This is a genomic window from Streptomyces sp. H27-H5 (assembly GCF_026627505.1).
Taxonomy (GTDB): domain Bacteria; phylum Actinomycetota; class Actinomycetes; order Streptomycetales; family Streptomycetaceae; genus Streptomyces.
The window spans coordinates 39,946-52,522 of sequence record NZ_JAPNLK010000020.1; the positions used below are offsets into that span (position 1 = coordinate 39,946).

At 71.6% G+C, this 12,577-nt stretch carries 12 protein-coding genes; 9 read left to right on the forward strand and 3 right to left on the reverse strand.

The window, feature by feature from the left end; translation table 11 throughout:
• Positions 1-228: 228 nt before the first annotated feature.
• From OTB19_RS12775 to OTB19_RS12805, 7 genes are all read left to right on the forward strand, one after another.
• Entirely contained in the window at positions 229-1,794 is a 1,566-nt protein-coding gene (locus tag OTB19_RS12775; RefSeq protein ID WP_267798221.1) for a sensor histidine kinase, read from the forward strand.
• Positions 1,791-2,192, forward strand: a complete 402-nt coding sequence (locus OTB19_RS12780; RefSeq protein ID WP_053680690.1) for a roadblock/LC7 domain-containing protein — start codon at positions 1,791-1,793, stop codon at positions 2,190-2,192. The genes OTB19_RS12775 and OTB19_RS12780 overlap by 4 nt, the downstream gene beginning before the upstream one ends.
• Positions 2,189-2,542, forward strand: coding sequence for a DUF742 domain-containing protein (locus OTB19_RS12785; protein WP_267798223.1), 354 nt, complete (start codon positions 2,189-2,191; stop codon positions 2,540-2,542). The genes OTB19_RS12780 and OTB19_RS12785 overlap by 4 nt, the downstream gene beginning before the upstream one ends.
• Positions 2,523-3,152, forward strand: coding sequence for a GTP-binding protein (locus OTB19_RS12790; protein ID WP_267798224.1), 630 nt, complete (start codon positions 2,523-2,525; stop codon positions 3,150-3,152). Before OTB19_RS12785 ends, OTB19_RS12790 begins: the two co-directional genes overlap by 20 nt.
• Positions 3,149-4,387, forward strand: a complete 1,239-nt coding sequence (locus OTB19_RS12795) for a cytochrome P450 (RefSeq protein WP_267798226.1) — start codon at positions 3,149-3,151, stop codon at positions 4,385-4,387. Before OTB19_RS12790 ends, OTB19_RS12795 begins: the two co-directional genes overlap by 4 nt.
• The gene (locus tag OTB19_RS12800; protein WP_267798228.1) at positions 4,384-5,619 is read left to right on the forward strand and encodes a cytochrome P450 family protein; all 1,236 of its coding nucleotides are present in this window, start codon (positions 4,384-4,386) and stop codon (positions 5,617-5,619) included. Before OTB19_RS12795 ends, OTB19_RS12800 begins: the two co-directional genes overlap by 4 nt.
• A gap of 96 nt (positions 5,620-5,715) precedes the next feature.
• A complete protein-coding gene (locus tag OTB19_RS12805; RefSeq protein ID WP_267798230.1) occupies positions 5,716-6,447 on the forward strand; it encodes a hypothetical protein in 732 nt (243 codons plus the stop codon).
• A 408-nt stretch (positions 6,448-6,855) separates the two neighbouring features.
• On the opposite strand, the gene OTB19_RS12810 is transcribed toward OTB19_RS12805, so the two are convergent.
• The 3 genes from OTB19_RS12810 to OTB19_RS12820 form a co-directional block, all read right to left on the reverse strand.
• Entirely contained in the window at positions 6,856-7,587 is a 732-nt protein-coding gene (locus OTB19_RS12810) for an anti-sigma factor family protein (RefSeq protein WP_267798232.1), read from the reverse strand.
• Complete coding sequence (locus OTB19_RS12815) at positions 7,584-8,186, reverse strand: sigma-70 family RNA polymerase sigma factor (protein WP_053680675.1); 603 nt, start codon at positions 8,184-8,186, stop codon at positions 7,584-7,586. The genes OTB19_RS12810 and OTB19_RS12815 overlap by 4 nt, the downstream gene beginning before the upstream one ends.
• A 101-nt stretch (positions 8,187-8,287) precedes the next feature.
• Complete coding sequence (locus OTB19_RS12820; protein ID WP_267798234.1) at positions 8,288-9,271, reverse strand: DUF1996 domain-containing protein; 984 nt, start codon at positions 9,269-9,271, stop codon at positions 8,288-8,290.
• Between the two features lie 138 nt (positions 9,272-9,409).
• Here OTB19_RS12820 and OTB19_RS12825 point away from each other — a divergent pair, with 138 nt between their 5' ends.
• Both OTB19_RS12825 and OTB19_RS12830 read left to right on the forward strand, forming a co-directional pair.
• Positions 9,410-10,141, forward strand: coding sequence for a DUF1838 family protein (locus tag OTB19_RS12825; protein ID WP_267798236.1), 732 nt, complete (start codon positions 9,410-9,412; stop codon positions 10,139-10,141).
• Between the two features lie 432 nt (positions 10,142-10,573).
• Entirely contained in the window at positions 10,574-12,352 is a 1,779-nt protein-coding gene (locus OTB19_RS12830; RefSeq protein WP_267798298.1) for a S8 family peptidase, read from the forward strand.
• Positions 12,353-12,577: the final 225 nt, after the last annotated feature.

The following is a 12,577-nucleotide window of genomic DNA, read 5'->3' on the forward strand; positions in this document are numbered from 1 at the left end:
GCCGGGGGCGGTGCGGGGGCGTGGCGCCCGGGGGCTCGTTGCCCGAGGGGACGAATCGTGACCGAGAACAATCAGGGCGAAATCGCAACACAGGCGGATCTATCGCCTGTTACGCAGGGTGATAGTGGTCAAGGGCTATCCAAAGTGATCAACAGTTCTCCTATAGTTACGCCTAGTTGCCACAGGAACCCTCTCTTCCATTTTCGCCCCGGTTTGAGGCTTTGATTGATGACGGCGTCGCCTTCCCCCCTGCGCCCCTCCCTGCTCGCCCTCCTCGTCACCGTGGCGGCGTCGGGAACGCTCTGCACGGCGGCGGTGGCCGCGGCCCCCACCACCGTCCAGGTCCCCCTCGCCTGGTTCTCCGTCACCGGCGTGCTCCTGCTGGCGGTTTCGGCGTTCGCGGTGACCTGGTCCAGCCACACCGCGCGACTCCTGCGCGCCCGGCTCTCCGGGCTCAACGCCGAAGTCCTCGCCCGTGACGGCCACATCGCCCGGCTGACCGCCGACGCGAACCGCGACGCCGCCGCCCACACCGCCGAACGCGGCCGCGTCAACCGGGCCCACGCCGCGGAGTTGGAACGGCTGACGAGCGCGCACTCGGCCGAACTCGACAACGTCACCGCCGCCCAACTCGTCTCCCGCGAGAAGCTCGGCGCCGAGCTTCGGCGCGCCGAGTCCGGACGGGCCGCGGCCATGGCCGCGGCCGCCAACGCCGCCGGCCGCATGCAGGCCCTCGCCACCGGCATGCTGGCCGACCTGCGGGACATGGAGCACCGGCACGCCGACGAGGACGTCCTCGGCGACCTCCTCCACCTCGACCACCGCACGGCGCAGGCCGGTCGCCTCGCCGACTCGATCGCCGTCCTCACCGGAGCGCGCTCCGGACGCCGCTGGGCGAAGCCGATCGTCATGGAGTCGATCCTGCGCGGCGCCATGGGCCGGATCGGCGGCTACCAACGGGTCCGCCTGCACTCCACCAGCGACGCGGCCATCGCCGGACACGCCGCCGAGGGCGTCATGCACGCCCTCGCCGAACTCCTCGACAACGCCGCGAACTTCTCGCCGCCCACCGCCGAGGTCCACGTGTACGTGGAAGAGGTCCCCTCCGGGATCATCATCACCGTCGAGGACAGCGGTCTCGTCATGAGCGAGGTGCAGCTGCGCCGCGCCGAACAGGCCGTGACCGCCGAGTCGCTGGACCTGGCCGGGCTCTCCGGAACCCGCCTCGGCCTCGCCGTCGTCGGGCGCCTCGCCCGCAAGCACGGCCTGACGGTGTCCTTCCGGCCCTCCGCACGCGGCGGCACCGGCGCCCTGATGATGCTCCCCCAGGACCTGATCAGCAGCACCCGGAACGAGACCGCGCCCGCCACACCGGCCGCGACCACGACGTCCACCACCGAACCCGACGCGCACGACCGGCCCCCGGCCGACGCCGAAGCCACCGGGCCCACGGACGTCGGGCGCGCGAAGGACCGTACGGACGGAGACAGCGTCACCCCGGTCGCCGCGCGCACCGCCGATCCGCACGACGCCGCGCACGACCCCGCGCCCGCCGGGGAGTCCCCGAGCCCCGGTGACACCGCACTGCCCCGACGGCGACGCGGCAGGACGCTCGCCGCGGCCCACCCCGAAGGGCCCGACCCCGCGGCCCCTCCGGCCCCCGCCAAGGCGGCGCCCACCGGTGCCTCCCGGTCGGCCGCCCGCTTCGGCAGCTTCCGACAGGCCGTACGCGGCGCGTCGGCGGCGCCGTCGACCGCAGAGAACCCCCCGCACCCGGAAGGCAACACGGAATGACCGGCTCCACCACCGACGAGACGCTCAACTGGCTCCTGGAAGGTCTCCTGGAACGCACTCCGGGCGCCCGACACGCGCTCGTGCTCTCCCGCGACGGCCTGAAGCTGTGCCGCACCCCCGAGCTGTCCGTCGACCAGGCCGACCAGCTCGCCGCGATCTCCGCCGGCATCCAGAGCCTCTCGCACGGCGCGTCCATCGAGTTCGGCGACGGCACCGGCGGCGTCCGGTCCGCCATGACCGAGTTCTACGGCGGCATCCTCTTCATCGTCGAGGCCGGCGAGGGCGCCCACCTCGCGCTCGTCGCCGCCGAGGACGCGGATGCCGGACTCGTCGGTCACAACATGTCCGAGCTGGTGGAGCAGTTGAGCGAACATCTGATCGCCAGGCCCCGGGGATGAGCCGCGGCAGGCCGGGCCGGGACGACTCCCCGGACCGGCTCTACACCCTCACCGGTGGCCGCAGCCGCTCCGGTTCGGACGCCTTCGACCTGGTGACCCTGATCGTCGCCGAATGCGACCCGGTGCCCGGCATGCAGTCGGAGCACGTGGCCATCCTGAGGATGTGCCCGTACCCGACGGCCGTCGTGGAGATCGCCGCCGAGCTGGGCCTTCCGGTGTCCATCGTCCGGATCCTGCTCGCCGACCTGCTGGGCACCGGGCGGATCAGCGCCCGGCACCCCCGGTCGACGTACCGCCTTCCCGACCTCGACATCCTGGAGCAGGTGCTCGTTGGACTCCGCAATCTCTGACGCGTCCCCCGAACCGCGACAGCCTCGCCAGACCCTCGACAGCACCGCCGACAACGGCCTGAAGATCGTCATCGTCGGCGGTTTCGGCGTCGGCAAGACCACGATGGTCCGCTCGGTCAGCGAGATCCGTCCGCTGAACACCGAGGAGACGATGACCAAGGCCGGCGAGGCCGTCGACGACACCGCCGGCATCGCCGCCAAGACGGCCACCACCGTCGCCTTCGACTTCGGCCGCATCACCCTCGACGCGCGCAACGTGCTCTACCTGTTCGGCGCCCCCGGCCAGGAGCGGTTCTGGTTCCTGTGGGACCGGCTCTTCTCCGGCACCCTCGGCGCCGTCGTCCTCGTCGACACCCGACGGCTCGCGGACTCCTGGTACGCCATCGACCGACTCGAACACCACGGCACGCCCTTCGTGGTGGCCTGCAACGACTTCGGTGGCCCCGCCCACACCCCCGAGGACATCAGAGAGGCCCTCGACCTGCCGGACGAGGTGCCGCTCGTGTTCTGCGACGCCCGCTCCCGCGAGTCCAGCAAGCACGTCCTGATCTCCCTCGTACAACACCTTCAGACGGCCGTCATGGCCAAGACCCCGGAGCCCGCCCCGTGACCACCCCCGACGCCCGCGAGCCGCAGCCCGTCTACCTCGGCGGGCCCCGGTTCCAGACCGACCCCGTCGAGCTGTACCGCGAGATGCGGCGCGACCACGGCTCCGTGGCACCGGTCGTGCTCGACGGCGACGTACCGGCCTGGCTGGTCCTCGGCTACCGCGAGCTGCACCAGGTCACCAGTGACCCGCAGCTCTTCTCCCGGGACTCCGAGCTGTGGAACCAGTGGGACCGCATCCCCGCCGACTGGCCGCTGCTCCCGATGATCGGCCGCAAGCAGCCCTCCATCCTCTACACCGTGGGCGAACGCCACCGCGAGCGCGCGGCCGTGATCTCCGACGCCCTGGAGTCCGTCGACCCCTTCGAGCTCAAGGGCCACGCCGAACGGTTCGCCGACGAACTGATCGACCGGCTCTGCGGCAAGGGGTCGTGCGACATCGTCGGCGAGTACGCGATGCTGCTGCCCCTGCGCGTCCTCGCCCGCATCTACGGATTCTCCGACGCGCAGGGCCCCGGCCTCGTCACCGCCATGAACGACATGATCAACGGGCGGGAGGGCGCCCTGGAGGGCCAACGCCACCTGGGCGAGTCCATGTACGCGCTGCTCGCCGCGAAGTCCGCCGCGCCCGGCCCCGACGTGGCCTCCCGGATGCTCGCCAACCAGGCCGGCTTCACCCTGGACGAGATCGCCCAGGACCTGATGGTGATGATGGCCGCCGGCCACCAGCCCACCGCCGACTGGATCGGCAACACCCTGCGCCTGATGCTCACCGACGACCGGTTCGCCGCCTCCCTCACGGGCGGCCGGCACAGCGTCGGCGAAGCCATGAACGAGGTCCTCTGGGAGGACACCCCCACCCAGAACGTGGCCGGCCGCTGGGCCTCCAGGGACACCCACCTCGGAGGCCGGCGCATCGCGGCGGGCGACATGCTCCTGCTGGGCCTGGCCGCCGCCAACTCCGACCCGCACGTACGCACCGACGCGGGCGCCCTCACCGGCGGCAACAACGCCTTCTTCTCCTTCGGCCACGGGGAACACCGCTGCCCCTTCCCGGCCCAGGAGGTCGCCGAGGCCATCGCGCGGACCGGCATCGAGGTGCTCCTCGACCGGCTCCCCGACGTGGACCTCGCCGTGCCCGCGACCGATCTCGCCCGGCGTCCGTCGCCCTGGCTGCGCGGACTGTCCGCACTCCCCGTGACCTACACACCGACCCCCGCCCTTGGAGCCCTCCGATGACGTGCCCGATCGACCACGCCGGCCCCGCCGCCATCACGCTCGACCCCTTCGTCACCGACCTCGCCGCCGAGAGCGCCGCGCTGCGCGCCGCCGGCCCGCTCGTACGCGTCGTCCTGCCCGGCGGTGTCGGCGTATACGCGGTCACGCACCACGCCGAGGCCCGAAAACTCCTCACCGACGCCAGAGTGGTCAAGGACATCAACGTGTGGGGGGCCTGGCAGCGCGGGGAGATCCCCCTGGACTGGCCGCTGATCGGCCTCGCCAACCCCGGCCGTTCCATGCTCACCGTCGACGGCGACGAGCACCGGCGGCTGCGCACGCTGGTCGCCCAGGCACTCACGGTCCGCCGGGTGGAGAAGCTCCGCACCGGCATAGAGGCCCTCACCACGGGCATGCTCGACCGGCTGGCCGCACGGCCCGCGGGGGAGACGGTCGATCTGAAGGCGGAGTTCGCCTACCCGCTCCCGATGAACGTCATCAGCGAGCTGATGGGCGTCGAGGCCGCCGAACACCCGCGCCTCAAGGCGCTGTTCGAGAAGTTCTTCTCCACCCAGACGCTGCCCGAGGAAGTCCCCCAGATGATGGCGGACCTCGGCGCGCTCTTCTCCCGCATCGTCGAGTCCAAGCGCGAGAACCCCGGCGACGACCTCACCAGCGCCCTGATCGCCGCCTCGCAGGACGGCGACCACCTCAGCAACGAGGAGATCACCAACACCCTCCAGCTGATGGTCGCCGCCGGCCACGAGACCACGATCAGCCTGATCGTCAATGCGGTCGTCGCCCTGGAGACCCACCCCGAGCAGCGCGCCCTCGTCCTCAAGGGCGAGGTGCCGTGGGAGAACGTCATCGAGGAGACCCTGCGTTGGTCCACCCCCACCTCGCACGTCCTGATCCGCTTCGCGAGCGAGGACGTCGAGGTGGGCGACCGGATCCTGCCCAAGGGCGAGGGCCTGATCGTCTCCTTCGGCGCCCTCGGCCGTGACGAGGCCCAACACGGCGACACGGCAGGCCTGTTCGACATCACCCGCACCCCGAATCGGCACATCTCCTTCGGCCACGGGCCGCACGTCTGCCCCGGCGCCTCGCTCTCCCGGCTGGAGGCCCTGGTGGCACTCCCCGCCCTGTACGCCCGCTTCCCCGACCTGAGCCTGGCAGTCGCGGCCGGGGAACTGCGCAACAAGCCGATCCTCACCCAGAACGACCTCTTCGACCTCCCGGTCCGCCTGGCCTGACCGACGCCCCGACACGCCCCGACGCCCCGCCCCCGACCGCACGGGGGCGGGGAAACACGCGTGCGCCCGCGACGAGGCCGCTGCTAGGTTGATCACGTGCCGAAGCTGAATCAGATAATCGCCGTGGAAAAGGGCGTCAAGTCCAAGTCGCTCCAGGAACTGACGCAAGCCCACCAGGACGTCCAGAAGCCCGCCTTGATGGCCGGCATCTCGCGGACGTACCAGCCCAAGGACGAAGAGGGCGAGCAACTGCCCCCGGAGTCCACCCGCGTCCAGCTCAAGGCCGAGGACGTGCTGCGCGCGACCGCCGGTACCCTCACGCGACTGTTCGACGTGACGGCGACCAAGGACTGGGCGAACCGCACCGCGGCGGCGGACGTCGTCGTCGACGGCCAGGTCCTGCTGCCCCAGGTCCCCGTCCCGTACCTGCTGTTCCTGGAGAAGCAACTCACGGACCTGCACACCTTCGTGCGCAAACTGCCCGTGCTGGACGCGTCGGAATCCTGGAACCTGGACCCCTCGACGGACTCCTGGAAGACGGACCCGGTGCGCACCATCCGCACGAAGAAGGTCCCGCGCAACCACGTGAAGGCCGAGGCCACGGAGAAGCACCCGGCGCAGGTCGAGGTGTACTACGAGGACGTGCCGGTCGGCTACTGGACCACCGTGAAGTTCTCCGGAGCCCTTCCCGCGCGGCGCGTGAACGAGCTCCTCGACCGGGTCGAGAAGATCCAGCAGGCGGTCAAGTTCGCCCGCGAGGAGGCCAACAGCGCCGACGTCACGGACCAACGGGTCGGCGACGCGGTGTTCGGCTACCTCTTCAGGTAGCCTCGAAAACGCCCCCCGTGCGAGCGAGGGGGTGCGCTGAAGAGCGCAAGCTGAAACTGAATGTCGAAGCTGAACACGGGGTGTCAGTCGGGGGTTCGAATCCCTCTCCCCGCACCACGTGCGGGGGTGGCCCAAGCCGGTAGAGGCGGCCCCATGAATCTCAGATTCTCGCTCCAGTCTCAGTATTCGCCGCCGAACACCGGATCGACCGGGCGCGGGCGATCATCGACGGATGGGGGTTCAAGTCCCCTCGGCGCCTCTGCCGCGGCGCTGTAGTTCAAAGGCAGAACACGTCGATCTCAAAATGATCCGCGGCCCTTAAACGCCGCCGGTGTGCGCAAATGGGTGGCAAGCAGGAGCCCGGGAGCTGGATATGCTCCCGGGTTCCGTCACGCGCGCCCGTCCCCGCTACGCCTTCGCGGGCACGGGTACCGACACGTAGGCCTTGCCCGACTCGTTCTCGACCAGGATCTCCTTCACGTCCGCCGGGTCGACGGCCGCCGAGCCGTCCAACGCGGCCCCCTTGCCCTCGCCGTGCTCCGCCGAGCCCACCACCCAACCGCCCGCGATGGTCCGCTTGCCGTTCCGGGAGACCACGATCAACCGGCACCGCTCACCCGCCGGGATGTCCGCCACGGCCGCGTGCACCCGCACCCACTGGGGGGCCGGCGTGACCCGTACGGTCATCCGCGCACCCGTGAGCCGATCCGTCGCGGAAGCCACCCGGGTCCCGGGCGGCGGCGGTGACGGCGTCGCCGACACGGTCGGGGACGGCACCGGAGGCACCGCCTGCACCTGACCCGGGCCCGACTGGGTCCCGGCCCAGAACACGGCGGCCAGCGAGGCGGCCGCGGCCAGCCCGGCCAGTCCCACACGGCGCCGGGACGCCGAGGCCCGCTCGTTGCGCACCTGCCGCAGCGTGCGCTGCAGCAACAGATCGCCGCCCTGGGGCGGTCCCTCCAGGAACGCCTCCTCGGGCACCTCGCCGAGCGCGGCTTCCATCTCGCGCAACGCGGTCACCTCCTCCCGGCACTGCACGCAGTCGCCGATGTGCTCCTCGACGCGTCGCACGTCCTGTTCGTCCAGGACTCCGAGAACATAGGGGCCGAGCAGTTCCTCCTCGTGCCGCTGCCGGTTCATGCCACCACCTCCCGCAATCCGCCGGGCTGCTGGGGCGGCCTGCCCGATCTTCTGTCCCTGTTGCCGTCCCTGGTGCCGTCCATGAAGGCTTCGCGCAGCGCCTTGAGGGCGTAGTGCGCGCGTGATTTGACCGTTCCCGCCGGAATCCCGAGGCGATCGGCCGCCTCGGCGACGCTGAGCTGTCGGTAGTACAACTCCGTCAGCACGTCCCGGTGTTCCGGAGTCAGCTGGTCGAGGGCTCCCAGTACGGTCATCGCGTTCACGACCGAATCCGCGTGATCCGCCTCGACCGGGGGAGCGGCCGCCGATCCGGAGACCTCCGGCGGACGCGCCGCCTTGGCCCGGAACCGGTCGGTGACGATGTTGCGCGCCACCGTGAGCAGCCAGCCGCGCACCGATCCCTTCCCGTTGACCAGGACCTCGGAGTGCCGCCAGGCCCGTATCAGGGTCTCCTGGACCACGTCCTCGGCGGCCGCCCGGTCCCCGGTCAGCCGGGTGGCGTACGCGAGCAGGGCGTGGCCGTGCTCCTCGTACACCGACTTGATCAGTGCCTCATCGGTCGATCCCCGCCGAGTGCGGGGCCACAGTGGTCCGGCCATCTCACCCTCTCCGTCTTCCGTGCTTCGCGTGGTGCGGTCGGAACACGCCGCCCGGCGCGATCGGGTTCATGTGACCTGCGTCACCCATGCCGCCCCGTGGGTCACATCCGGCACGTGCGCCCCGTGTTCAGGCAGTCGACGACCGCCCGCATCCGGCCCTCGGTCATCACGTTCACGAACATCGCGTGGTCCGTCTTCGGGCTGTGCCGCTGTTCCGGGAAGGAGTCCAACGCGATCGGCGCGCCGGCCGGCACCTCGTAGGCGAGCGAGACGCGCAACTGCGGCACCGGGAAGGCGCCCTGCGGGCACACCCCGTTGTCCGCCGGGAACACCAGGTGCGAACGGTGCCCGGGGCTCTCGGTGTCCAGGCCGTTCCAGCAACTCGGGAAGACCAGCGTCCGGGTCAGCCGCTCGCCCGCCGGGCAGCGCGGATAGCGGGTGGTGGACCGGTCGGGCGAACCGGAGCAGCCCCAACGCGCCCGGACGTCGGCGTCGTCGGCCGCCGTGTACGCGACCGCGTCGCCGGTCACCGCGCGCAGGAACCGGGGCATCGGCACGACATCGCTCACGGGGTTGCCGCGGAACTCCACGCCCACCGTCGTCTCCGGCAGGATCTCACCGGCGTTCCCGTGGCCCGCGGAGCCCTCGTGGCCGTCCGTGCCCGCACGGGCCGTGCGGCGCAGCACGGGCCAGTAGTACGTCGACCGGTCGCCGCCGGTACAACTCGTGGGGGCCGCGGCCAGGGAGGCGTCGGTGGACATGGCGTCCGTGGACAGGTTTCCCACGTACGCGTGCGTGTGGTGCGCGCCCGCGCGCAAACCGGGCGAGACCACCAGGTTGTCCTCGTTGTAGTGGTGTTCCCGGTTGCGCCCGCAATCGACCACCACCGACCCGGTGGAGGCCCCGGGACCCGCCGCCGGCGGCGCCGGCGCGGGCGACACGTCGCGCATGTCGACGAAGTCCTCCGCGCCGACGCCCGCGTCCCGCGGCCCGGCGGCCCGTGAGACCCCGAGCGCGGCAGCGGTCAGCCCTCCGCCCAACACCAGGCAGACCAGCAGCACGAGCAGGCGGTTTTCGTTCCCCATGGCGGTCACCGTTGCCGCTGTCCACCGCCCCCGTCAACCTGGCGACCGTACCGTGGTCCCCCCGACGCCCCGGGAGCCCGGCCGGATCGAACCCCGGGTCCTTGCCGGGGCCGACCGGGACCGCGCAGAGTACCCCTCATGACTCCCACGGAACTCCTCCGGGCCCTCGCCCGCACCCGCGCCTCGCTCGACGGCGAGGAGGTCACCTTCTGGTGGACCGGCGACGTCCACGCGTGGGCCCCCGGGGAGCCGTACCGGCGACTCTTCGGCCTCGAGGGCGTCAACGTGGCCCGTCTCGTCGAGGAGGAAGGGGGCTACCAACTCCTGACCCGGGAGGCCGCCTTCTACCTCGACCCGCAGAGCCGCGAGATCCTGGACACCTGGCAGGGCAAACCGGTGGTCCACGTGTGGAACGATCCGGCCAATCAGAGGTGGCGTCCCTTCCCGGTCCCCCTGACCGAGCTCGGCGACCAGGTCTGCTTCAGCCTGGAGATCCCGCTGGCCTACCCGTCGCCGCTGCCCGTCGAGCAGTACCCCGCCCAGTCGGCCGACGACACCTACCGGGCGCTGGAGCTGTTCCAGTTCTTCGCCCCCGCGTCCGTCCTCACCACCGACGCGCCCGGCGTCCCCGCCACCATGTCCTGGACCCGCATGTCCCCGTGGCTGCCCTGGATGGAAGAGGGGCAGCGCCCCGGCGGCCTCACCTTCCACTGTCGCGGCCGGAAGCTCGCCTCCTACGCCGAGGTCCCCGAGCGCACCCGCGCCCACATCGCCGCCCACCACCCGGAATACGCCCACGCCCCGGAGAAGTGGACCGAGCCGAACGAGACGAGCTGGACCTACTTCCGCCGGCTCAACCCGCCCGCGTAGTCCGTCTCCGGGCCGTCCGCGCGACCCACCCGCATCACCCGTCCCCGTCGGGCCCCCGCGGGGCCCCCTCGGCCCCCTCGCAGGGGCCCGACAAGGGTTTTCCCCGTATCGCGTTCATCCCCGCGTTGCCTACTGTCTGCCCACCGGCGATCTTCCCCACCTCGAACTGCCTCCGCACCCACCCCACATGGTGCGAAGCCGTCCGCAGGCCGGGCCGATCGTCGGCGCACCGCCGTCGCCCTGCCCCGCCGTCGCGGCCGGGCGACGCGGCGCTGCGGTGTCCGGGACGGGTCTGACCAGCCCGTCCCCGATCCGCGGCCGCCGGTTCACCTCCCACACAGTTCAGACCGGCCGCTCCGGCCTGCCCGGAAACGGCCCGCGAAAGGGAACACCGTGCACGCAACCAGACGTCGGCTCATATCCGTGGTGGCCATGTCCGTCACCCTCCTGGCGGGCTCCGCCACCGCCTCGGTGGCCCTGACCGGCACCTCGGACCCCGCCGCCACCCTCCCGGCCGCCGCAGCCCCTGCCGGGGCCCCCGGCGCGGCGCCGGTCGAGAACCTCATCGTCGGATACAAGTCGACTGCCAGCGAGGCCAGTTCGAACTCCGCCGCCGCCGACGACGCCGCCGCCAAGGGGAAGAAGGCCGGCAAGAAGGCGACCTTCGACCGTCGCCTCGGCACCGGCGCCGCCCTCGTCAACCTCGGAGGCGCCACCGCGCCCACCGCGGCCGCCGACGTGATCGCCCAGTTCCGCGCCGACCCCGACGTCGCCTACGTCGAGCCGGACTCCCGCGCCTACGCGCTGGCCACCCCGAACGACACCGAGTACGCCAAGCAGTGGGACCTCTTCGAGCCCACCGCCGGCATGAACGTGCCCGCCGCCTGGGACAAGACCACCGGCTCCGGCGTCACCGTCGCCGTGATCGACACCGGTTACGTGGCCCACTCCGACGTCGCCTCGAACATCGTCGCCGGCTACGACTTCATCACCAGCTCCTCCGCCGCCCGCGACGGCAACGGCCGCGACAACAACCCCGCCGACCAGGGCGACTGGAGCGGGGCCGGCGAGTGCGGCACCGGTTCCAAGGCCAGTGACTCCTCCTGGCACGGCACCCACGTCGCGGGCACCATCGCCGCGGCCACCAACAACTCCAAGGGCGTCGCGGGCATCGCCCACAACGCCAAGATCCAGCCCGTCCGCGTGCTCGGCAAGTGCGGCGGCGCCACCTCGGACATCGTCGACGCCATCACCTGGGCCTCGGGCGGCTCCGTCCCCGGCGTCCCGGCGAACGCCACCCCCGCCAAGGTCATCAACATGAGCCTCGGCGGCTCGGGCACCTGCGGCACCAGCTACCAGAACGCCATCAACGCGGCCGTCAACCGCGGCACCGCCGTCGTGGTCGCCGCCGGCAACAGCAACGCGGACGCGGCCGGCTTCACGCCCGCCAGCTGCAACAACGTGATCAACGTGGCCGCCAGCAACCGCACCGGCGACCGCTCCTTCTACTCCAACTTCGGCACGATCATCGACATCGCCGCCCCGGGCGGTGAGACCCGTCGCGCCACCGACACGCCCGGCACCGTCACCACCCCCGAGAACGGCATCCTCTCCACGCTCAACGGTGGCACCACCACCCCGGGCGCCGAGATCTACAAGCCGTACCAGGGCACCAGCATGGCCGCCCCGCACGTCGCGGGTCTCGCCGCGCTGCTGGCCGCCGCCAAGCCCTCGCTGACCCCGGCGCAGATCGAGACGGCCATCAAGACCAACGCCCGCCCGCTCGCCGGCACCTGCACCGGTGGCTGCGGCGCAGGTCTCGCCGACGCGGCCGCGACCGTGAACGCCGTCACCTCCACGCCCACCACCCCGACCTTCGAGAACACCACCGACGTCGCGATCCCGGACAACGGCGGCGCCGTCTCGTCCTCGATCGCCGTCACGGGCCGCACCGGCAACGCCCCGGCCGCGCTCAAGGTCTCGGTCGACATCAAGCACACCTACCGCGGTGACCTCGTCATCGACCTGGTCGCCCCGAACGGCACCGTCAAGCGACTGAAGAGCTCCTCGAGCGACAGCACCGCCAACCTGGTCACCACCTACACCGTCGACGCCTCCGCCCTGCCCGCCAACGGCACCTGGCAGCTGAAGGTGCAGGACGTGGCCGCCTCCGACACCGGCTACATCAACTCCTGGAGCCTCGGCTTCTGAGCCCAGCCGGCACCCGGTCCCCCAGCCGGACGCCACCCGGTCCCCGAACCGGCCGACGCAGCGATCGGGAGCCCCCCAACTCCCGCCTGACGGGCCGATAGTACGGACCAACCGCACCCAGCGGACCTGCCGGTACCACTCGTACCGGCAGGTCCGCCGGGCTTTCCTGTCCACCGACTGAATTCTGCGTCACAAAAGGGGTCCGCCCGGCGGCTGACCTCGTAT